Source organism: Emticicia sp. 17c (assembly GCF_037153985.1).
GTDB lineage: Bacteria > Bacteroidota > Bacteroidia > Cytophagales > Spirosomataceae > Emticicia.
The window spans coordinates 267,024-290,535 of the sequence record NZ_JBBAYI010000004.1 but is presented as its reverse complement, the minus strand read 5'-3'; the positions used below and the strand labels follow the sequence as shown (position 1 = coordinate 290,535).

At 39.7% G+C, this 23,512-nt stretch carries 18 protein-coding genes; 7 read left to right on the top strand and 11 right to left on the bottom strand.

From position 1 onward, the window contains the following. Positions 1-72: 72 nt before the first annotated feature. The gene (locus tag WAA15_RS10965; protein WP_337042787.1) at positions 73-525 is read right to left on the bottom strand and encodes a YMGG-like glycine zipper-containing protein; all 453 of its coding nucleotides are present in this window, start codon (positions 523-525) and stop codon (positions 73-75) included. Between the two features lie 274 nt (positions 526-799). Between WAA15_RS10965 and WAA15_RS10960 the strand changes: the two genes are divergently transcribed. From WAA15_RS10960 to WAA15_RS10950, 3 genes are read left to right on the top strand one after another with little or no spacing between them, the layout of a single operon-like run. Next, the gene (locus tag WAA15_RS10960; protein ID WP_337042786.1) at positions 800-952 is read left to right on the top strand and encodes a hypothetical protein; all 153 of its coding nucleotides are present in this window, start codon (positions 800-802) and stop codon (positions 950-952) included. Positions 953-999: 47 nt separating this feature from the next. Next, entirely contained in the window at positions 1,000-1,740 is a 741-nt protein-coding gene (locus WAA15_RS10955; RefSeq protein ID WP_337042785.1) for an HAD family hydrolase, read from the top strand. Then, a complete protein-coding gene (locus tag WAA15_RS10950) occupies positions 1,741-2,886 on the top strand; it encodes a TIGR03364 family FAD-dependent oxidoreductase (protein WP_337042784.1) in 1,146 nt (381 codons plus the stop codon). It abuts the gene before it with no gap. Positions 2,887-2,937: 51 nt separating this feature from the next. On the opposite strand, the gene WAA15_RS10945 is transcribed toward WAA15_RS10950, so the two are convergent. After that, entirely contained in the window at positions 2,938-3,675 is a 738-nt protein-coding gene (locus WAA15_RS10945) for a DUF5020 family protein (protein WP_337042783.1), read from the bottom strand. Positions 3,676-3,791: 116 nt separating this feature from the next. Here WAA15_RS10945 and WAA15_RS10940 point away from each other — a divergent pair, with 116 nt between their 5' ends. Together WAA15_RS10940 and WAA15_RS10935 are read left to right on the top strand one after the other, a co-directional pair. Beyond that, positions 3,792-4,967, top strand: a complete 1,176-nt coding sequence (locus WAA15_RS10940) for a hypothetical protein (RefSeq protein ID WP_337042782.1) — start codon at positions 3,792-3,794, stop codon at positions 4,965-4,967. 113 nt (positions 4,968-5,080) lie between these two features. Next, a complete protein-coding gene (locus tag WAA15_RS10935) occupies positions 5,081-5,563 on the top strand; it encodes a DUF4494 domain-containing protein (protein WP_337042781.1) in 483 nt (160 codons plus the stop codon). A 57-nt stretch (positions 5,564-5,620) separates the two neighbouring features. On the opposite strand, the gene WAA15_RS10930 is transcribed toward WAA15_RS10935, so the two are convergent. Further along, complete coding sequence (locus tag WAA15_RS10930; RefSeq protein WP_337042780.1) at positions 5,621-6,916, bottom strand: DUF5690 family protein; 1,296 nt, start codon at positions 6,914-6,916, stop codon at positions 5,621-5,623. Between the two features lie 245 nt (positions 6,917-7,161). On the opposite strand from WAA15_RS10930, the gene WAA15_RS10925 reads away from it, so the two are divergent. Then, the gene (locus WAA15_RS10925; protein ID WP_337042779.1) at positions 7,162-8,280 is read left to right on the top strand and encodes an AI-2E family transporter; all 1,119 of its coding nucleotides are present in this window, start codon (positions 7,162-7,164) and stop codon (positions 8,278-8,280) included. 455 nt (positions 8,281-8,735) lie between these two features. On the opposite strand, the gene WAA15_RS10920 is transcribed toward WAA15_RS10925, so the two are convergent. The 3 genes from WAA15_RS10920 to WAA15_RS10910 form a co-directional block, all read right to left on the bottom strand. Next, the gene (locus WAA15_RS10920) at positions 8,736-9,278 is read right to left on the bottom strand and encodes a hypothetical protein (RefSeq protein ID WP_337042778.1); all 543 of its coding nucleotides are present in this window, start codon (positions 9,276-9,278) and stop codon (positions 8,736-8,738) included. Positions 9,279-9,353: 75 nt separating this feature from the next. Next, positions 9,354-11,114 carry an Ig-like domain repeat protein gene (locus WAA15_RS10915; protein ID WP_337042777.1) on the bottom strand — a complete coding sequence of 587 codons (1,761 nt, stop codon included), beginning with the start codon at positions 11,112-11,114 and terminating at the stop codon, positions 9,354-9,356. An 82-nt stretch (positions 11,115-11,196) separates the two neighbouring features. Further along, positions 11,197-14,007 carry a TonB-dependent receptor gene (locus WAA15_RS10910; RefSeq protein WP_337042776.1) on the bottom strand — a complete coding sequence of 937 codons (2,811 nt, stop codon included), beginning with the start codon at positions 14,005-14,007 and terminating at the stop codon, positions 11,197-11,199. 236 nt (positions 14,008-14,243) lie between these two features. On the opposite strand from WAA15_RS10910, the gene WAA15_RS10905 reads away from it, so the two are divergent. Further along, the gene (locus WAA15_RS10905; RefSeq protein ID WP_337042775.1) at positions 14,244-14,951 is read left to right on the top strand and encodes a thioredoxin domain-containing protein; all 708 of its coding nucleotides are present in this window, start codon (positions 14,244-14,246) and stop codon (positions 14,949-14,951) included. A gap of 14 nt (positions 14,952-14,965) precedes the next feature. Here the strand turns inward: WAA15_RS10905 and WAA15_RS10900 are convergent, their stop codons facing one another. The 5 genes from WAA15_RS10900 to WAA15_RS10880 all read right to left on the bottom strand — a co-directional run bounded on the left by WAA15_RS10900 (position 14,966) and on the right by WAA15_RS10880 (position 23,510). Further along, the gene (locus tag WAA15_RS10900; RefSeq protein WP_337042774.1) at positions 14,966-15,973 is read right to left on the bottom strand and encodes a sterol desaturase family protein; all 1,008 of its coding nucleotides are present in this window, start codon (positions 15,971-15,973) and stop codon (positions 14,966-14,968) included. Between the two features lie 199 nt (positions 15,974-16,172). Next, positions 16,173-18,578 carry a PA14 domain-containing protein gene (locus WAA15_RS10895; protein WP_337042773.1) on the bottom strand — a complete coding sequence of 802 codons (2,406 nt, stop codon included), beginning with the start codon at positions 18,576-18,578 and terminating at the stop codon, positions 16,173-16,175. 13 nt (positions 18,579-18,591) lie between these two features. Further along, positions 18,592-20,109 (bottom strand): DUF1501 domain-containing protein, encoded by a 1,518-nt coding sequence (locus tag WAA15_RS10890; protein WP_337042772.1) that lies wholly within the window; start codon positions 20,107-20,109, stop codon positions 18,592-18,594. Between the two features lie 5 nt (positions 20,110-20,114). Then, positions 20,115-22,025 carry a DUF1800 domain-containing protein gene (locus WAA15_RS10885; protein WP_337042771.1) on the bottom strand — a complete coding sequence of 637 codons (1,911 nt, stop codon included), beginning with the start codon at positions 22,023-22,025 and terminating at the stop codon, positions 20,115-20,117. Between the two features lie 378 nt (positions 22,026-22,403). Beyond that, positions 22,404-23,510: a M48 family metallopeptidase gene (locus WAA15_RS10880; protein WP_337042770.1), complete on the bottom strand. Its 1,107-nt coding sequence runs from the start codon at positions 23,508-23,510 to the stop codon at positions 22,404-22,406. Positions 23,511-23,512: the final 2 nt, after the last annotated feature.

Below are 23,512 nucleotides of genomic sequence, written 5' to 3'. Positions count from 1 at the left end.
TTACAAACAAAAACCCTTCCGGTAGCAAACTTGAGCTACTACCAGAAGGGTAAAGTTTCAGCCATATTCAGTTTAAGGTTTTTTCTTCTTTTTGCTGTTGTCTACAATAACGCCTGTTAAAGCTCCGGCACCGGCTCCTACACCTGCGCCAATTAAGGCACCTTGCCCTTTGTTTTTAGCAACAGCTACACCTGTAAGGGCTCCTACACCTGCCCCAATTAAAGCACCTTTAGCGGCATTATTCATTTTCTTTTTAGGTTTTGTTTCTGCCACCGGAACATAGTTATCTCGGTAAACAACTGTTTTCTGGTTAGCAGCTACCTTTTTAGCTTCGGCTATCTCGGCTTCTCTCAGCGCATTTACTGAGTCGATAGCGGCTTGTTTCGCCCGTTCTATCTCAACTACTTGGTTTACCGAGTCAATGGCGGCTTGTCTGGCAGCCTGTATTTTTTCATTTGTGTTTGCTCTGCTACTGCATCCCATCGCTAATCCTACGAGTGAGATACCAATCAATAGTTTTTTCATGACCTATATATTTATTTAATAGTGGTTTATTGACAAGTAGCCCGACTGATAGTTTAAAAACTGCTGTTCAAGCTAACCTTGTTTAGTTGCTTTATAAATAAAAAAAATAGTCCTACACCTGCCCTTTCAGATATAAGCACAAAAAAACAAAAACATAAACAATTCATAATCAAACATTTACATATAATTCAAAAAACAATAAAAGAAAAATAGTAGTCATGAAAACATCTTTTTTACACATAAAAATGGGGAAATAATTACCCAAACCTGTTAAATGTCGAATAGTTCTGGCACCAAAGCATTGCACGAAAACAGGCAGAGGGTAGATGTATCGGGCAATGATGTAGATATAAAAAAGGGGTGTATGGGCTTTGTGCAAGTTTGCTTAACAAGGTTATATAATGAAATGGGCTTAACAAAAACATAATATGTTATATTAAAACAAGTACTTTATTTTTGTCAAAAACAATTCTTATGCATCCAATCAAACTAGTCGTTTTTGACATGGCAGGCACTACGGTGCAAGACAAAAAAGAAGTTGAAACCTGTTTTGCCAGAGCCTGCGAATATGTCGGACTGAATGTATCGGCCGAGCGAATTCTGGCCTTACAAGGTTATTCCAAAATAGAAGTTTTCAAGCTACTTTGGGAGGAAAAAATTGGGAAAGAACATCCTGAATACAACGAAAATGTAGTTTACTCTTATGACTACTTCCGTATGATTCTGGAAGAGCATTACCGCACGCATGACATACTGCCTACGGAAGGGTGCCTTGAAATTTTTGATTTCTTACGTAAGAAAAACATAAAAATTGCTCTTACTACCGGCTTTTATCGGGTAGTAACCAATATTATTCTGGAGAAACTTGGCTGGCTTGATGGCCTCGAATACAACTATGTGAATACTTCGGGCAGGTCTGTTATTGATGTGTCTATTGCCAGTGACGAGGTTCCCAAAGGCCGCCCCGAACCCTATATGATTCAGAAAGCCATGAAATTAATGGGTGTATCTGACCCATACGAGGTAATTAATATAGGAGACACCCCCTCTGATTTGAAATCAGGTGTAAGAGCGGGCTGCCGCCTTTCGTTAGGAGTAGTTAATGGTACGCATACTCGCCAGCAATTAACTATTCTACGCAATGATGGCCTGCTGAATTCATTGAAAGAATTAAAAGACATTATTATTAACCTGGGGGTTCTTAGCGAAGCATAAATGAAAAACTTTGACTTAATTGTAGTAGGAAGCGGAATTATGGGGGCATTTCATGCCTACCATGCAGCTATGGCGGGTAAACGGGTTTTAATTGTTGAGAAAGATAATTTTCCGGTTAGTTCTACTGTCAGAAACTTCGGGCAGGCTGTTCCTTCTGGTTCAGCCGGAAAGTGGTTCGATTTTGGCCGCCGAAGTTTAGAGATTTATCAGCAAATCCAGCAAAAAGTCGATATTTCTATCAGACGTAACGGCACTATCTACTTCGCCTCTGACGAAACCGAATGGCAGTTGGCTAACGAATTATATGATATTCATCAAGGTAAACAGTATGATTGCATTCTGCTTTCTAAAAGACAATGCCTTGACCTCTACCCTGAACTTAAACAAGATTACGTTCGTGGAGCTATTTATTATCCTAATGAGGTAAGCGTAGAGCCTAATTTACTCATATACAGGCTTCTGGACTACTTACAGGAACAATTGCAGGTTACGTACCTGCCTGATACCGCTATTGTTAACTGCACAGAAGCCAACGGAAAGGTAAACGTTGTTACCAGTGGCAACGTTACCTACACAGCCGAGAAAGCAATTATTTGTAGTGGCTATGTATTTAATTTGCTTTTCCCTGAAATTTATGCCCAAAGTGGTATGATTGTAAGCAAGTTGCAAATGCTGCAAACAGTACCATTGACCAATGTTGCTATAAAAGGCAATATCCTGACAGGGCTTTCGATTCGTCGGTACGAATCTTTTGAGGAATGCCCATCTTTTCAGCACATTACTACCCCTGAACATTACCGAGAACTAAAAAAATGGGGCATTCATATTTTGTTTAAACAAGCCATTGATGGTTCTGTTATTATTGGAGACTCGCACGAGTACGCACCAGTAGGCAAAACCGATGAGCTAGGGTTCGATACCAGAACACATATTAATGACTTAATGCTGAAAGAAGCCGAGCGTATTATGCATTTTCCGGTAAGGAAAATTGCCCGCGCATGGGCAGGCTTTTATGCGCAACACCCTAACGACATTTTTGAGTACGATGTCAGCCCGAATATTCATATCCGAACAGGTATAGGCGGTAAAGGGATGACTACCAGCGCAGGTTATGCCGAAAAAAATATCCAGAAGCTCTATCTATAATAACCCCAACAACGGGGTGCGGCTTAAAGCCAAACCCCGTTACTATTGCTACTAAAACTTGTATCTGGTGCCAATAGTGGGGTATGCCTGAATGGTGTTCTTCTCAGTTAATAAATGATAATAAAGGCTAAGCCTTGAGCCAATAGCAAAACCTTTCCTGACAGAGAACCAAATCTGAGGGTCGCCGAAGAATGCAAACTTTTTTCCGTGCTTATCTTGGGTATACTCAACTCCCTGATTACGGTTTTCTGTCCATGCAACAATACTTCCTTCTACAAAAATTTTATAGTTCAACAATCCTCTACCAAAATAAAACGTAAGTTGGGGGTCATGGCTTGCTTTCTGAAAAGCACTGTACCGATACAAAACACTTAGGTTTAACCACGCGCCTTTCCATTGAAACGGGTATGCCACACCTGCTCCGAACGAATTAATGAGGTAATAGCCAAACGAGGCATTTGCTACCCCTAACCCACCACTATAATTCAATGAAAGATAAACTTTCGGCTTCCAGAAACGTAACGATTGCGAGAGTTGTAAAAAAACCTGACTATTATTGTTTTTTTCGCCGTCCAGAAAAGTCTGTATTTTCAGAAGAAATGAGCCTGTGGCGTTGGTGTCAATCTGTTTAAAATACTGGAAGCTAATCATCGGGAAATTACGGGCATTTAATTGGGGGTCAACCGTATGCCGGAAATCATAATGCAGTTGTAAATCCTGACTCCATGCCAATACCCTGCAACATACAGATAATACAAAAATCAGGCTTGCTTTCATGTAATAGTTCATTTGAATCTTTAATTTTGTTTTTTGATGATTCAAATCTCACCGGAAAAAAAAGTAAGTGGCGTAATTCAATCAGAAACCTCGCGTAAACGTTAATTACGCATATCAGGTGTTATTTTATGAGTTCAACAGAAGAAAGAGCATTTTTCAGATTATTTCATGAAGCCTACGAAAAGTGTTTCTGGCACAGTTTGGAAAAAGCCATGTCTGAGACCGAAAGTAAGCGTTTGTCAAACGAAATTCAGGAACGAACAGGGCTGGTTGTAGGCTGGAAAAGTATTAAAAACTACTCGTTGTATGTGCTGGCACCTACTACTACCAAACCAGAAAACCCTAGCACAGCCACACTGGATACCCTTGCAAGGTATATAGCCAATGCTCCGAAAACTGACGAATCGGCCAGAAAGAAAAATGATAGCCATTACCCCTACTGGCATAACTACCGCGACAATTACACCAAAGCAACCAAAGTGCGGCGGCAACCACGTAAACTCAATATGCTCAGGTTCAAGTTCTGGGATTTACTCGTAGTATTGCTTCTGGTGCTTAGCCTGTCTTTTTATTTTATCCGACATAAATCTGTTTCAAACGATTTTTCTGACGATTTTAATAACACTCAACAGGATTCGCTGACGAAAAAAGGTTGGTTTCTCAAAACCCCTGACCAGACTTACTGGAGTAGAAGAAGCGAAAAAGCAGGGCATCTGACCCTGTTTACATTGGCAGGAGACAATTACCCCGACACTAGCCAGCAAATAGGTATCAAGAATTTATTGCTAAGAGAAATAAAAGACCCTTGTTTTTCGACCGAGATACATCTGAGCGACTTTATTCCAGAAAAAAACTGGCAACAGGTAGGGCTGCTGCTAATGGAAGACACCACTTTTTCGAGCAAGAGCATCCGGCTATCGCTTTCCTTTAACAACTTTTTTGGCGGTTATAAAAAACCCAGCGAAATTCTGATACAAGCTATTAGTGCTACAAATGGCAATTATACCAAACCTGAAGAAATAGCCCATAAAGTTATTTTCAGTAATGAACCATCGCAGGAGAGCATAGTCAGGCAAAATCTTCAGAAATCGGCTTTACGGATTGAGAAAATTAACCATACATACCGGTTTCTATATGCCACAGGCAGTAATGACCTATTTGCTTTCAAGGAAATAATCAGCCGTGATTTGCACATTGAACCTAAATACATTGGCATATTTGCCTTAAAAGGCTTTGTAACAGATACCCCTGCCCTAGCTGCTCATATTGATTTTTTCAGTTTAAAAGCGCAAGTATGCGAATAAAAATTAAACTGAAAGCAGGCATAATTTTATTCTGATGTTGATGGCAGTCATTTAAATTACCCTCCTTACTTTTGTACTATAATTATTTCCATTCATTAATAATCCATTATAATATGTCAGCGTGGTATCAAGGGAAAATTCGTTATCAAATAGTAGACGAAAAAGACAAAACCGTTAAAGTTACAGAAGTGTATTTGGTAGATGCGGTATCTTACACCGATGCCGAGGCCAGAATTTATTCGGCAGTGGCATCAAATACACCCGATTTTCATTTATTCGGGCTTTCACGCATGAAAGTACATGAGGTTTTCTTTGTAGAAGACGGCTCAGAAACATGGTTTAAAGTAAAAGTAAACTTCATGAGCTTTGATGAGAAATCACAAAAAGAAAAACGCACCCCATTTAATATGCTCATTAATGCCGCTAACCCGCTTGAGGCTTATAACCTTATCAGCGAAAGGCTTGGCACAGTAGAAGATTATCAGATTACTGATATTAATATCACGAATATTCTGGAGGTAATTCCGTATGATGAGGTAGCCGAAAAGCTAAAAAATGGCAACTTTAAGCCCTTAGCAGAGCTAACTGAAAATTAATTCCAACCTATAAAGCCCTTTTATCTAATAAAAATAAAAGGGCTTTATTATATGCTCCTACACCATTTCTGACTCAGGTGTTAGTTTCCACCATATTCGTCCGTTCAGGTGTTTATTGGTAAAATAAAATAACTGTATGATAAGCAAAACAAAACACACGCCCGAAATAATATAGCTGAAAGTCATAAGTACCTCCAGGAAAGAAATCTGTTTGAGAAAAAACTCACGATAAACCAGCAAAACAACACTACCCAAATACCCCACGGCATCGCAGATATATACCAAAAAGCCCACATTACCCCGCGCTTTAAATAAAGCAATGAGGCGTTCAAATACAACGGTTTGTATCAGTAAATAGGGCAGAAAAAGCCCAATTCCTAAACTCAACATCCAGAATTTTGCCGTAATCAGGTGCTGCTGAAAAGCCCATGTGCTACCTCCGCAGGCAACAACAGCTATGAGCATCATTCCGGTGAAAGTCAGGTATGAATAAAAATTATTACGGATAAATGCTATCAAGGCTATCAGGCTTACTACTACCAAACCTATGGTGGTTTCTATTTCTGAAAAAATAATTTTATTAAACTTGGGGTCAATTTCGCGCCAGACTTCTACGGCAAAGTTATCGCGGAAGTCGCGCATGGTAGCCATAAGCAGATACATACCGATAAAACAGACCAAGCCTATGCCAAATTCACGCACTATCTGGTCTTTATCTGCCTTCGACATCGCAACGCGCTTGTTTCTTAGTTTTAAATCTTCTTCATTAGGCGGGGGTATTTGCGCCAGCATCCAGACAAAAAACAGAAAGAAAGGCAGAAAAATAAGCCCAATTACAAAAGGCAAATGAAATTCGCTGATATGGAAGTTTTCTTGTAAAGATAAATAAATGGTTTTCAGTACTCCTGAAGTCATTACCAGATTCAGGCTTAAGCCTAAAGCCAGAAACTCTGTAAGTTTGCGCCCCTCCAGAAAACTGAATATGACACCCCATACCATACCTAAAGGCAAGCCATTCAGAAACAGGAAAACAAAATTGTACGGAAAAGGTACAAATCCGAAAGCTAGCAGGGCAATTTCAGCAAAGCCTATCAGCCCGATAATTAACCAGATACGGCTTGTAGCTTTTAGCTCGGCTATAACCTTAATTCCGATAACCTTTGAAAGCATATACCCAAAAACCTGTGCAATAATCAGGATACTTTTATAGCCCATGCCCCATAGCTCGTAGTTTTCGTACAAACCTGTGGTAAAAGGCTTACGAAAAGCATACATACAGAAATAAGTACCAAAAGCTGCAACAATACACCAGATAATTAAAAGTAACTCTGATTTTTCGAGGATTTTCTTCACGGGGTCCATTTTTTAAATGAATCCCTAATTTCGGCAGGCAATATAAACTCAATGTTATGGCAATATTAAATATAAAGTCAGGGTACGTGTAGAATAAATTCTACAACAGCTATACGTAGCATTCCACATAAAACAATTGCATTACGTATATCTACCCATGTACCATGCAGAAGAATAACTGGTAAGGTTTTTTAAAAGATAAGGTAAGTATCTGTAAAGTCAAATACCTGTTAATAAATAAAGCCATGAATACCGAATCATCTAAGTTACCTATTTATCTTAAACTTTCACAAATCACGATGGGCCTGCTGGCCTTCTTTTACATATTGTACATTGGGCAAAATATTCTTATTCCGTTTATATTAGCCACTATTGTTGCCATACTGCTTAACCCTATTGTTAATTTTCTGTGTAGCAAAAAATTTAACAGGATACTGGCCATTTTACTGGCGATTCTGGCCGGATTCATTGTAATTGGCGGAGTATTATTCTTTATTGGCTCGCAACTGGTTATGTTCAGCGATTCGGCCCCACTCTTCAAACAGAAATTTGATGGCTTTGCACAAGAAGCCATTAACTGGATTTCACAGACTTTTAACATGAGTAAGCCTAAAATTCAGGAACTGATTGATAAACTTAAAAGTGAAGGCATGAAGAATGGAACTGCCATTATTACCAAAACGATTGGTGCCATGGGCAATGTATTTACTTTGTTTGTACTTATGCCCGTTTATATTTTTCTTATTCTTTTTTACAAACCTTTACTTCTTGAGTTTATCGCCATGCTTTTTCATGATGTGAAGACATCATTAGTAGAAGAAATATTGTTTGAAACCAAAGGGTTAATTCAAAGCTATCTGATAGGTTTACTTATTGAAGCGGTTATTGTAGCTACCATGATTTCGGTAGGTTTATTGGTTATGGGTATTCAGTATGCCGTACTGATGGGAATTATTGCCGCGCTCCTGAATTTAATCCCTTATATTGGTAACCTCATAGCCATGGTTTTCCCTATTACAATGGCCCTCACCACCAAAGAGCCAAGCTACGCGCTTTGGGTAATAGTGTTATTTTCGGTAGTGCAGTTTATTGACAATAACCTGATTGTACCTAACATTGTGGCTAGTAAAGTAAAAATAAATGCCCTTATTTCTATCATAGTTGTACTTATCGGTGGAGCTCTATGGGGTATTGCAGGTATGTTTCTTTCGATTCCGCTTACGGCTATTCTGAAAGTAATTTTCGACAGAATTGATGGGCTGAAACCATTTGGATTCCTGATTGGTGACAACCAGCCCAGCGTAGGTAAAGTAGCCTTCAATTTTAAAGGGTTAGAAAAGAAAACACGGAAAAAAGACAAATAAAATACCTATAAACAAAAGGACGTTCCAGCTAAAATTCTGAGTTACAGTATCCAAGAAAACCAATAGACTATTTTCTTGGATACTGTAATTTGTTTTTAATACCCTTGCCTATCAAACTTAAATGCTGGATGAACCTACCCTCAATAAAAAACTTATTCTTACCTAATGCTAATGATGTTTTTCTGATGCTTTTTGAACAGGTGCCGTTTTGTCTATCAAAAAAATAGAGCTTACGCTATAAGCAACTTTCTTTCTATTATTTTATTTATAAACAGAGGCGGGTTTTCAGCGTTTAAGATACAGTGCGGGGCTAATGTTTTAGTTATAAACCTATTATAAAGAAAAAGTCAGAAGCAAAGCTCCTGACTTTTCTGATTTAACACCAATATGAATCTGCTGATTCAATTCTCAACCAAAGGGCTGATAATCTTTGTAGCTGTTACACTAAATATCTTTTATTGTATCGATTTAGGAGCTACCCACTCATTCAGTTGTTTGTCATAAACCAGATTTGCATCGGGCCATTCAACATAATCTTTCATGGGCAGGTATTTATTAAGGTTACCGTTTTTAATAAGTTGAGTTAACAAGAATTTCCCTCTTTCTTTTACCAGTTTTTCGTCCAGATGAGGGGTGTTAACTACCTCTTCAAAATCAACTGGCATTAAATTCTTGCCTAGTTTGTATCGACCTATTACGCCTCTTTTATAAGGCATATTTCCTACGGGGCGTATCACAAAAAAGTAATGGGTACTGTCAGGGGCAATGTAATAATTTTCTATACTAAATTTTGGCAGGGCAGCAACATAGAAACTTCTGTACTGTGGCTGGAATCGTGTTTTATTATCCGACTGAGGGGCCTTATTATAAATATAGGTTACAATGTTGGTCAGTAAAGTATCTTGTTGGGCTTTATCAAAATAGTTATTCACATCGTATTTGTCTGTCTGGCATGATAACATCGACACACAAATCAACATTAAACAAATCTTCTGCATTTTCTATTGGTGTTGAGGTAAAAGTAAAAGAACAAGGAGGAGGAATGCCTACTCCCTGTTCTTTATCGGGTAATATTATTTAATATAAACTATTGAGCTTGGGTTAAATTCAGCCCATGTAGCTGTCCAGTCTGAATCTTTAAATGCACCTACGTAGTCGGTTGCAGTAAAGAATGCAGGCAAAGTAACTGCCGAAGCACCTTTGCTTAGGGCGTCAGTAGCAGAAGTAGTCAGCGTAAATGTCGGACGGCCCGCGCCAAATACTGTGTTGCTGATGCCAGAGGTTGTCCAAGATGCCAAAGCCTTGTTACCTGGTTGCGCAGCAAACCAAGCCGAAGGTTTTTGTGAACCAATAGACAGGTCACCAGCAGGTGAGCTAGTGTTGATGTCACGTACAGGGAAACCTTGTGGCTGTGTAGCAGCACCTTGTCCCCAGCCGTTAGTACCCCAACCAGTTACACCAGCTATAACTACATTGTTTAATACAAGCTGACCAGCATTAGCGTTAGCAGCCGTAGTAGAACCATCGATATAAACACCGTTCGGATAACCCGTTACAAAAGTGTTGTAAACTTTAATTTTGTTATTACGACGTAAGTGCATACCGTTCTGGAACAATGTGCTAATGAAAGTTTCTTGTGTTTGTTTAGCACCAATTAAAGAAACGTTTGCAAGTGTTGGCGAAGTGAAAGGCTCAGAAGCTGTTCCTTGTCCGTCGTTATCAACCTCAAAACCATTTGAACCTGATTGGTCAGCAATGGTTGACCCACGAAGACCTACCGCAAACTGAATATAACCTCTGAAACCGTTATCCATATCGAAATCATCGTCAAGACCTCTGTATGCTACAAGGTATTTTGCATTTACGGCTCCACCAAACCACTCGTAAGAGTCGTCGCCACCGTAAGATGCCTGTAAGTACTCAAGAGTTGTACCGCTACCAACTGACCCGAAAGTGAATGAGTTAATTTCCTGATTTGGGTTAATAGGTACACCAGCGTACTCAACACGTACGTATTTCAAGCTACCAGAGTTATCGGTATCATCGCTGCCACCGTGCCATGCTTTATAGCTACCTTCTAATTGAGCCGAACCACCAGGCAAGTTATTTTTTGCTTTACCGCAAATTACTAAACCACCCCAGTCACCAGCTTCACGCTCGCCCACACCGCGCTCAGATGTAAACACGATTGGCTCAGAAGCAGTACCATTAGCAATAATTTTGCTACCACGTTGAATAATCAAGGTTCCTTTAGTAGCACGCTCACCAATAATTACAGTACCTGCTTCAATTGTTAGTGTACCCGTAGCTACATTTGCAGCGGCAGTTTCGGTGGTGTCACCACCTACACGCACAAAGCCAGACAGTTTGTAGATTTTATTTTTTGTCCAAGTAATGTTACCTGTCAATAAACCTTTTACAACTACGATTTCTTTAGGCGGAACAGCCGTTACTTTTACTGTAACTGTTACAGGTGCCGAAGCCTGATTTTTGCTGTCGGTAGCAATAACAGTAAAGTTTACTACTGTGTTAGCTGCAAGGTTTTCGATAGTATATTCTTTTGAGTAGCTATCTGCTGTTTCGTTACCAGTATAAGTTTTTGTATCGAACGGAGAACCGTTTTTCAGGATAGTCAATGTTTTCAAACCTGCTGGCGCACTTACCGAAGCTGTTACATTTACTTTAGCTCCTGGTACACCTGATGTTTCTGCACCCGGTGATACAGTTGGTGCCGGAAAAACCTCTTCATCTTCTTTACATGAGTTCAGCACAAATACGCTCGCTACCGCTATCGTACATGCTGCAAACAATCGAGAGAATTTTGAAAATTGCATAATTTTTGGAGTTTTAGAGTTTTAAATCAATGATTTGTTTAATTGATTATATTTTTATTATCGATTGATACAAACTGAATTACTATTTGCGGCTTAGGGTGTAGCTTACACCTATCGAGAATAATCTGCCGGGTTTGTACTGTTGCATAATTTCATCTTTCTTACGGTCGAACTTGCCATCCTGATTACCATCTTGCAGAATTAAAGCCGCCTGATTGAAAATGTCATTAATACCACCTTTGATTACAAACTGGCTGCCTATACCCTTCGAGAAGGTAAGGTCAAGTACATTTCTTGGCATCTCGTAAAGGTCAGGATACCCTTGAAAACCTACGGCAAAGATTCTTTTGCCAATAACATTGTAGAGAATGTTTACCTGAAAATCTCTTTCTTGGTCGTTGTAGTTAATACCCGTGTTTACAATGTAAGGCGATTGACCTTGTAAAGGGCGGTTGTCTGACTGCCCAACCGAGCCATCTCTTAATTTTACTTTACTTACTAATAGTGTGGTATTAAATAATACACTTACTCTTTCCAGAAACTTTGATGAAGTAATACTTGCCAACCCTTTTTTCACCTCTAACTCAATACCTGTGCTTCTGGCACTTTTGGCATTATTATAGATGAAAGTCTTGGCACCCAACGAACCACTACCGGGTTCTACTTCAATCTCAATAGGATTTCTGAAATCTTTATGGAAAGCTGCTATGCTGATAACTTCGGCCGGAGTTGGGTAAAACTCCCAACGGGCATCAAAGTTGTTTACTGTCGAGATTTTAAGACCTGTATAACCTTCATATACTACATTGAAGTCGAAATCATAAAACGAGAATGGCGCAAGCTCTCTGAACTCAGGGCGGTTTACGGTTTGTCCGTAAGCGGCTCTTACTAACATTTTTTCAGAGAAATTGTACGATAAATTAGCCGAAGGTAATACGCTTAATACCGGATTCTTTACTGATACTTTAGCACCACCTATAAAAGCACTCTGCAGACTTTGTGTGTTATCTTCAACCCGAACACCACCAATGATATTTAATTTTTTTGTAAGCGGAATATTAGCATTTGCGTAGTAAGCCAATAATTTATTACCTGCTGTATAAGAGTCGTTAGGGTTAGTTTGCTCGTCGATTCTGATACCATTTGTGTTATTAACATTATTAAAGATAACGTTAATCGGAGCGGTGAAGAGTTCGCCGTTGAAATTCGAGCCACGTACATAACCCAAGTTTCTACCATCAAAGCTACGGTCTTTTTTCTCATAGAATAAACCGGCTTTCAACTCCATTTCTGTTTCGTTCTCTTTTGAAAGCGTAATCTTCTGGCTAACATTTACGGCTCCTGTATAACCATTTTCCTGCATTTTCGAGAACCATCTTCCAAGGAAGAACGCCTGTGCGGTTCCGATAGGAATATAAACTGATTTCGTGCCACTGTTAGGGTCAACGTCTGAACGGTAACGGCGGTAGTCTGGCTGGTCACGGTAAGAATTATTATAACCAATTACCCAATCAATAGTTGTTTTGCCTTTAGCCAAAGTATGCTTACCAGTAAGCTGGCCTGTGTAAATACCGCGGTATATCTGATTGAACGAGTGGTTGTCAGGAATATAGTTTGCTTCAATGGCCAAACCTGTACGTTGTGTATAGGTTGCATTGCTTAACTGGTTGAACAGGTTCTTGAACTCAATTGAGTTATTGTCATTAAAACGGAACGCCCAGTTATGAATTAAACCTACACGGATATTACGGCTGTATTGCTGGTCGTTAAAATTATAAATCGGCGATTGAGTGTTGTTAATATTGGCATTAAAGTCGTTACGGCCCACCATAAAGTTGGTGCGGGTATCGGAGTAGTTAACAGCTGTAACATTACCCACTTTTACATTACCAATCGAGAATTTGTAGTTACCTGTTATACCAATGCGTTGGTCAGGCGTAGCAACCGACTGGTTGGCAATCCATTCGTTTTTAAGTGAACGCCCTGCTGTTTCGAGTAATGCCGGGTTGTTTGCTACTTGGCTTATGTTATTAGGAAAATATTTAGGTAAGTCGTAGTAACCATTGTTAAAGCCTGTCCAGTAGTTTTTACCTTGAGGAGCCTGATAAAAATCTCCGAAAGTAGTATTGCTACGGTAAGAAGTACTGTAATCAATTACCAGAGAGTTTTTGTCAGGTATATTTTTTGTAAAGATTTTTACTAACCCACCTGCAAATTCGCCTGGCAATTCAGCCGAAGGGCTTTTAAAAATCAACATTCTATCGATTTGCGAACTCGGAATAATATCAAATGAAAATGACTTTACGTCTGTTTCCATACTAGGCGTAAACGCATTGTGCAACATTACGTTGTTATAACGTTGGTTCAGGCCTCTGATGTTAATGAACCTGTCGCCTACGATTGTAATACCCGGCACACGTTTTACTACCTGAGCGGCGTCGCGGTCGAGGGTTTTAGCAATTTGTTGAGCCGAAATACCATTAACAACCATTTGCGCCGCTTTTATTTCTGAAATCACAGAAACCTCTGTGTTTGTTAAGCGGCTTGCGGTTACTTTTACCTCTTGTAGTATTGTTTTTTCTTCTTCAAGAGCGGTGTTAATTTCAGTAATATTGTTGGCTACAACGGCTACATCCGAAATTACTTTGTCCTGATACGATACATAAGTGATAAGCACTTTTACTTTACCTGCCGGAACTTTCCCAATCGAAAAGAAACCGTTAATATCAGTAACTGCACCTAATGCAGTGCCATCTATCTTGATTGTTGCTCCAATTAAATCTTCGTTGGTTTTTGCGTCTTTTACTGTTCCACGAATTGTACCCGTCTGGGCAAAAGTGATAATAGTAGCAAATAGTAAAAAGAGAGTAGTAGAAATTTTTTGCTTGTTCATATTGGTTTAGCGTGTATTTTTTTCACGCTGCAAAACTAGTATCCCAATATTAAGCTAATGTTAAGTCAATATTATGTGTTAATTATGTTTGGTTAATAATGATAAAACCTGTTTTTCCTGAAAAAAAATCAGTTTATGTTGCCTGAAGCGTTTTTATTAGTGCTATGTAACATTAATTACATTCAGAATGAAAAGTATAGTTTATATTTGTTTTCTGATATACTTTAAATATGAAGATGAAAAAATATTTTTTTACCAGCCTGATAGCCCTCGTATTAATGGCTTCGGCTTGTTCGGAAGGCCAGAGCCAGTCGGCTAATCTTAATGCCAATGCTTTTTCTGACAAAATCAAACAAACACCCGATGCAAACGTGGTTGATGTAAGAACCCCAGAGGAATATGCCAAAGGCCATTTGGCAGATGCCAGAAACATTGATTGGAGAAATGCCAATTTTAGCAACCAGATAACCCTTCTTGATAAATCAAAGCCTGTTTTTGTGTATTGCCTAAGCGGCGGACGAAGTGCTTCGGCTGCTGCTAAAATGCGTGAAATGGGCTTCAAACAAGTATACGAACTTGATGGCGGCATTATGAAATGGCGCGCAGCTAGCTTGCCTGAAGTTTCGGCTACCAATAGTGGTTCGGCTGGTATGAGCAAACAACAGTTTGAACAACTGATAACGTCTGACAAACTGGTATTGGTTGATTTCTATGCCGAGTGGTGTGCTCCTTGCAAAAAAATGGAGCCTTACCTGAAAGAAATTGCTACCGATATGAAAGATAAAGTAAAAGTAGTGCGTATCAATGCCGATGATAACCCTGAATTATGTCAGGTGCTTGGTGTTAGGTCCTTGCCCATTTTACATATATATAAAGACAAAAAACTTTCGTGGTCGTACGAAGGGTTTATCGAAAAAGAAGAGGTTGTAAAACAACTCAAATAAATGAAAAGCAAGGCTTAAGCCTTGCTTTTCATTTCAACAATAAAATTGTTTCTTAATGTCTTGGCGGTCAGGTCTTCTCCGTCAGGACTCCAACCCGGAGGCATAAATATATACAGGAGCTTATTTTTAAACCCTGAGGCACTTTTAATGTCATGCCATAGTTCTCCGAACTCCCCAAAGTATACATCTATTATTTTATTAGCATTTACCTCTCTTGTAATACCATATTCTACCGGAACAGCCTCTTCTTCTTCCTGATAGGTATGAAAAAGTTTATCCCAGATATTAATGATAGAACAGAAGTTTGTATCCATGTATAAAAAGTTACGGCCATGATGCACCCGATGATGCGAAGGCGTAAGAATTATTTTTTCGAGGAAACCCAATCTAGCATTTTTCAGAGAGTTTTCACTGATATGCGCAAATGCTCCCCAGATACTATCAATAATCATGATAGTAAAAAGCATAATGGGAGGTACACCTAATAAAGTACAAAAAGTAGCTGTAAAGAATTCGGTATAGATATTTTCTACATAAGAGGTATTAAGCGTAATTGAAGCATTAAGACTTTCGGGCGCATGATGCACCGAATGAAAACACCATAACAACCTGACCTTATGTGACAAATAGTGGCGTATAAATGTGTTTAATTCATATACCAGATACCCGTAAATGAACCAGTACCATTTTAATGATACATGAAAAAGAGCATACTTGCTGAAAACATTTATGCAGATCAGAATAACAGAAACCCCTACCACCCGTGACAATACCCTGTTGATAAGGATAATCATGAATGGAACGCGATAAGTTTCTTCATTAAAACGGCGTAAAACAAGTAACCAGATTACCTCTAAGAGTATTAATAAAGGTGCTAAAGGAGCAAGAAAACTAAGGAATCCTTCAAGAGTTAACAAAATTCTGTAATTACCCGAATGAATAATATCTAACAATCCACCAATTCTAAAGAAATCAATGATTTCTTTTAGAGCTTTACTTAAAAAATCAATCAAACTCATCATTATTTCGTAGTGCTTAGGAGGTATTTTTCTATCTGCACTATATCCTTAGAAAAAGATACTAAAATTATCTCTTTATAAGGATGTTTATAAGAAAAATACAAAAAACATGGTACGAAGGTATGAGTTTTTGGAGGCTCATAGAAACGCTATTGAATTAAAATGTGATTAAAGTTATTCTACGGAAAGAAATATTTTGTATTTAATCTTTTATTTCGAGTTTTTCCTTGAGTATCTTACCTGATACCTCTAATTCTATCCAGTAAAGACCTTTCTGGAGCTTATTTGTGGGCAAAAGTTTTATTTGCGTACCCAAACTTTCGTAATAGCTATCAATAAGCGTTACCAGCACATTTTCGGATTTATCTTTTAATTTTAATTTTACATAGCCGGGCTTATTAAGCCTGAATATGATTTTTTTAAGCCTGTTTGTTTCGGTACTGTCTGTTTTGAAGTCTGTTACGCCTTTGTCGTCGGTAGCCGCTGTGGCTTTTTCGTTAGCCATAAAAGCCTGCTGAACACAATTGGCAATACTTGCTTTAAATACACCATTTGTACTCACTTCAAAACCCGGTAATAATACAATACTATTACCTGCCGTAAACGAAATGTCGGTTGTTGAAGGCACGCTACTTTGGGCAGCAATACCTTTTATGGCTTTGAATTCTCCGTTTGAGAGCGGCGAACGGCTCAGTGTAATAGTATCACTGGCGCAATTAATATTTTCGCCTCTGCAATTACAACTATTATCGAACTTGTCATCTCTGGTAAGAGGGTCGCCATCGTCGCAGGCGGTTCCTTCCACATCACATAACGACCCATTAAAGGTTATTTTACTGAAACCCGAGCAGGTGGCATCGCCCCAGTTATTGGCTGCCGATATAAGTACATACCGCGCTTTAACATCATTAAAATTAGGGCCAGAAAAACCCGAATAATCGGCACTTCCGGGGGCTTCGGGCCACGTATAAGACCCACCCAAAGGCTGCCAGTTTACACCATCAGTAGAGTAGTCGACGTACACGCTCTTGAAACCCTTGTTGGTTTCGCCTGTTACATTGTAATTCCAGATTCTTGTATCCTGAAACTTGTAGGTATTCGAGAAATCGTAGAGAATCCAGTTTTTATAGCTCGCTCGGGCAGTATTCGGATTTGGTTTGGTAGTTGCCCCGCAAGAAATCCATGACGACTCCGAAGTAGTGGTGAGGTTATCGGTAGGGCTACACGAATCATAAACTTTATAACTTACAGCTTCATCGTTACAGTCAGGGCCAGAACAGGGTGTTCCGACACAATCGCAGGACGCATTGATTTTGTCGTTATTAGTATAGGGGTTATCATCGTTACAGGGTGTTCCCTGCGCAATACAAGCTACTTCACATTTATAATCGTACAGATAAAATGCCGGTACCCTTTTCCAGACTTTTTGCTCATAAAATGGCGTTTTCCAGTATAAATTAAAGTGGTCGCGCCAGTTGTTTTCCTTATGCCTGAACTCGAAATAATAATACTTACCTTTTTCTAGATAGATAGGTGGTATATTCTGCAAAACAGATACATCATGTTCTACTTCGCCTACCCCTGTTACTACAATGGCCTGATGGTACTGTTTAAACTCTATGGAATCGTTTTTACTGAGGAAGAAGAAGGTCTGGTTATCGCCGGTAATATTAAATTCATAAGTACCCGACACCGGAACAGTCAGGTATCCCTGCACGAGTGTTCCGTAACTATCATTCGCATAAAGCGGAACTGTCGGAATAGGGCCGTAAGCTCCTTTCAGTTTTTCGCGTCTATCGGGCGAAAGTGGGAATTTCGGGGCATTAATCAGGTCGTTTTCAATATATGTACCCGGAATATTATCATAATAATAGGCTTCGATGAGTCCACGCTCGCCTACACAGGTATTAGCCGTAGGGGCAACTCCCACGCAGTTACAAAAGCCATCCTGCTGGTCGTTGGTTGTAGCGGCATTGCCATCGTTACAAGGCGTACCTCTTGGGGGGCATACCTGCCCGCAAGTATATTCATAAATATAGTTGAAGTCAACGAGGGCCCAGACTGCCGAAGGGTTTGATGCCTTTTTCCACCAGAGGCTCATGTGGTCGCCGCCGGTTCCTTCAAAATTATACATTTCAAAATAATAGTACTGGCCACCTATTAACTGTATTTCTTGCGATGTTTGCCCTGCTTCCTTCTGACGTTCTTCAATACCAGTATAAGTGGTAACTTCGGCTCTTTTAACTTTATTGGTAGCGGTTTGGTCGGTACTTAGAAAGAACAAGGCTTTGTCGTCACCAGTGATATTAAAAATGTAGGTATCCGTCTGAGGTACTTTAATGAAACCTCTTATCATGCCGGCATAATAATCTGTATAATTTATCGGAGACTGTAAAGTACCTAATATTTGAGAGCCATCGGGTCTGTTTGGAAAGTTTTCCAGAACCGACAGGCTTTTAAGGTCGAGCAAACCACTTTGAACCGGATTTAGCCAGTAACTCCACTTTACCTGTCCGGCTGGCCCAATACAGTTCTGAGCTTTTGCCGGATTAATTAACACAGGATAAATAAAAGTAAATAATATGATTATTCTGAAAATATTTTTCATCTGATGCTTTTGCTTAGTAAGTCAAACAAGATTGCGGTCTGTCTATGTTTGAGATGCTCGTACCATTAAAATTCATTAGTCCTAGCGGGTAATTATTAGCCGAATAGCTATAAAAGTTACCCAGATTAGGCAACACATAACATAAATCGGCTGGGCTTACGCCATACCACAGGGCCAGTTCGGCATACATTTCGTCGGTTGATACCGACGGAATGAAGTTTCCACGGAATGAGATATTTTGTGTATTGTTAGTAAGCACCATACGTGGAAACGTTCCGTAGATTTTTCCACCATTAACGCTACCGCCCATTACCATCATATTACCACCCCAAGCGTGGTCAGACCCCAAACCATTGGAGGTAATTGTACGGGCAAAGTCCGAGATAGTAAATGTAGTTACTTTGTCGGCAATACCCAGTTCGACAGTTGCATCGTAAAAGGCTTTTAGCGCATTACTTACCACAGGTAGCCTCAGGTTAAGGCCAGCAGCAAGGCCATCGTGCATATCCCAGCCGCCATAAGTCACAAAAAATATTTGTCTTTTGGCTCCCAGATTATTCCTTACGCTCATTACTTTGGCAACAGCGGCAAGGTCATTGCCGAGGCTTGAAGTCGGAAACTGGGTTGCCATAGAAGGAATTCTTTTGGCGGCTTCCTTGAAAATAGCATACGAGTCAATAGCACCTTTGGCTGTATTTGAATAAGTTTGTTGAAGCAGATTGGCATACGTTTGTGAAACCATACTATCGATAGATGCCGTACGGAGTTCATTAATAATACCTGCATTGTTCCACCATGTTGGTACGCCTTCAAGCCCAATATTATTCGCACTTACATTATTACTAATCGAATATTCTGATACGTTTTCGCCCGTCTGGAAAGTATTCTTCCCCCCTAGCGATATATTCATTGAGATTTGTGGATTTGCGTTCATCGCATTCAGTAAATCGCCTAATCGTCCTGCCACACCCAGCGCATTTCTGCTTTGAGGAACTGAAGTTTGCCATTGCATAATCTGGTCGGAATGCGAATAAATGCCTAACGGAATTTTTTTCAACCCGCTTTCATATTCGCTTACATTGGCTAATGGCTCAACGAGCGTACCGATGTTTGAGATAAAAGCCAATTTACCGTTATTAAATAAGTCTCTTACGCCTGTCATGGTAGGATGCACCCCAAAGGCATTATAACTACAAGGCTTATTTCTGAAACCAGTACATTGAGGGTTATTTAGAGCCAGAATAGTAGCGGGGTCAGGAATAGCAAGGTCGGAGCGGGTTGCAGCATATTCATTATAGCCAACATCTCCGCCGCCTGTTCCGGTCGGAATCAGCATATTGTACGAGTCAACACCTCCAGCCAACAATACACACACCAATGCTTTGTAGTCGTCTGCTTCGGTTTCTTTACTTCCATATTTTTTATGGCTCATTGCTCCGTTTACAGCCCCCAGACTTGTGAGCGTACTGAGCAATGTTGTAGTTCCCATAGCGGCACAGCCTGATTGCTTCAAAAAATCACGTCTATTCATTACTTTCAATTATTTATCAGGTAATCAGGTGAGGACATTATTAAATAAATAGCGATACGGGTTCTTCTAAAAGCACTATCAACATTAGGCACTCCGTTTGTTTCAATATAAGCTATATTTAAAAGCACATTTTTGATACTATCCAGTGTTTTCTGCGACAAACGCCCGTGAGCTAAAATAAGGTTATATTTATCTAGTAGTTTAGAAAGGCGGTCGTTCCTTGTCAGCGAGTAGTCACTTTCAAGATTGAATCTTGGGTCTTGGGCTGCTTTGTACACTTCACCAGAGAAAACGCTATAAAAATCGACAGGGTCATCATTAATAAGCCAGCTGTTTAGCGCATTTATGTAGCCTGTTACGGTCTGGGCATTTAAGGTCTGAAACTCAGGCCCAAATTTACCTGTACCTTTCAAAGCTCCATCAGGCGTATAGTCAGGTGAAAAGAAGTTGAATACACTTGGCGAAAAAAGCGGAAGCTGCCCCATTTTATCGTAAGCTCTGCGCATAACGTTCCTGAAAACGCCTCCACTGGCCGTAAGGTTTAGGCCCCTAACCAGATTCATGTATCGCAGAAATGGCTCTTTCAACATACCCTTAAACTGCCCGTTATTACAACAGTCTCTGGCTTCGGGGTCAACCAGAATAGCCCTTATGACGGCCTTTAAATCGCCTCTTACGCCACTGCCATTATTATTAAAAACAGTAGCAACTCTCTGAATATAAGCCGGACTTGGATTTGATGTGATTAAACGCTGAATGAGCCTCCTTGAAATGAATGGGCCAACATTGGGGTGGTTAAATATAATATCAAGGGCATCTTTAATATCGAGTTCGCCATCCTGAACCGAGCGGGTAGGAATGGTACTTCCCAGAAAAGTTTTAGGCCCTACCTCATGGCCATTTACAATTCTTGGGTTGGTTATCCACCATCTTTTATAGGCATCGCTCGAATCGATGGCATAAAACTTAAGTTTCTTGGTATAACTCCAGTAGTTCTTATAAGAATCACCGAGATATTTGCTATCGCCCCACGATAAGCCTGTAAATACTTTGGCCAGATTAGCGATGTCGGTATTATTGTAAGTAGGAATGAGTTTCCCGTTTGAGTCTTTTTTTTCTGTACCATCCAGATTAAGCTGGTATAAGCCTATCGAGAACAACTGCATGATTTCTCTGGCATAGTTCTCATCAGGATATATCTGTTTTCCGTTAGCTACATCGGTGGCATGGTTATTCATGTAGGTAAGATACACTGCCATTGACGGATGGTACGTAATTTTCTCAATCAAGGTTCGGTAATTGGTAAAAGCGTTGTCCATCAATACATCATAATAACTGGCAAGCGCATAGGGGTTACCCTCAAAAGGAGAAATACGCGAAGTAACAAAGACTTCGCTTAGCCCTAAAGCTACACGCCATCGGAGCAGGTCGTTGCTGGTCATACTACCCTGAAACCAAGCGATGTCGAAAAACCAATCACTGATGAATGTGTTTTCGAGTGTTTTGGAGCCATCGGTACGTCTGAGCGAATCTACCACATACTGATGCAGACCCTGTACATAGCTTTCTAATCTGAAATTGTTAGGCTTAGCCAGTTGTTCATCGACCCACTGCTCGATACCCATATTACTGACCCTTTCGATTTCATCATAGGTAGCACCTACCGTAGCCTGAGAAAGCAAGCGAGACGCCGCGTTTTTATTAGGTAAATAACCCGAACTCATTAAGGTTTTAATGCCTGTCTGGTCAGTGGCATTTGAAGAAGACGATACCGAAACATTCTTTACATTGCCTTTGCCAAAAGTTACTTTTGCCTGAGCATGGGCAGCAATGCCCGTAAAAAGGGTAAGTGTAATAATTATTATTCCCCGACAAACTTTAACAAGCCTTTGAATAAAAAGGAAAGATACTCCCATTTTGAAAAAAATAGATAAAACCTTATATATGAAATTTATGATAATACAACAAATTTTACGCTTCTGCGGCAAAGCTACAAGCAGCCACCAATAATGCCTTAAAGCACTGGTGCTTGTTTGTTATTTTGCTGCACAGCTTATAAAATATCTCGGTTGGGTTTTAAAAATTAGTAGTTCTATCTCCTTTTAAAAAAACTTAAAAGTAATCTGTTTTATGGCTAAAAAACAGACCGTTAGATGATTATAAATGTAGGACTAGGTAGTATTATGTTTTACTAACACAAATATATACACATTATTGTATACCCCTGTTAAAAAATAAAAAAATTTTCAGGCTTTAAGTTATTTTTAATACATGTGTGTGGGGGTGTTTTGGTATTAGTTTTCTGGCTCCGATACTTCATCTTCGGCAGAGCCTTGTATTTGTTGCCAAAGGGTGTCCAAATCTTTATTTTTTTCTCCGGTTTTCCCTTTACTTTGTTGTTTTATGTAACTGATTCTATCTTTTGTCATAGGATGAGAACTTAAATACCCGGGCATTTGGTCGGCTTTATATTTTTTTTCTTCATCCTGAAGGCGTTCCATCAGATGCACCATTCCTTGCGGATTCAGGTGGTTATGGTTCATAATTTCAAGCCCTTCCAAATCAGCTTCTTTCTCCATATCACGCGAGAAACTCAACTGATAAATATTATTGGCCTGACTAACCATAATGTTTCCGATGGTAGTCATATCTCCCACTATGATTGAGATTAGCATTGACCCCGCCAGACTACGTGCCAGCCCTTTTAATGAGTGCCGTTCCTTAACATGGGTTACTTCGTGTGAGAGTAAAGCTGCGAGTTCTTCAGGTGATTTTATTTTTTCAAGAATGCCGCTATATACCACTATGTTTCCACCAGGGAGTGCAAAGGCATTTACCTGATTGTCTCGCACGACTGTAAACTTTAAAGGATATGCTGTTTCAAAGTCAATTTTACTTGCAAACTTATTCAATAATCTGGTTTTGCGGCTATCAATGTCTGCGTTACCAACAAAAGCTTTATAAAATTGCTTGCCCAACTCTATTTCGGTATCCATCGGAATTTTGCCTGCTACATAAGCGGCAAGGCTTGGCAAGGCAATAAAATATATACCGGCTACTGTTGACAGAAAAATAGCTACACTAATAAAGACCCCTTTGAACCCAGAACTTGCCATTTCGTTGGCAAATGCCCAAAAGCCTGCGGCGCGTTTGGGCAGATACTTTTCTAATACTTTTGACAAGTCAGAATCTATCGGAAACTCAAGGTATTGATGGGGGAAATCGCCGTATTTCAGCATCGTTTTACCTTTTCCGGTAAATGAGCTATAATCAATTGCTGTAATAGCCCATACCACCTGCATACTATTATAATAAATAGTAAGCGAGTTGCCGAAAACATCTACCTGAGCCTCATAAGGGAGGCTTGTTTTTCCGTCGTAATAAGTAGCCGAGTATTTCATAA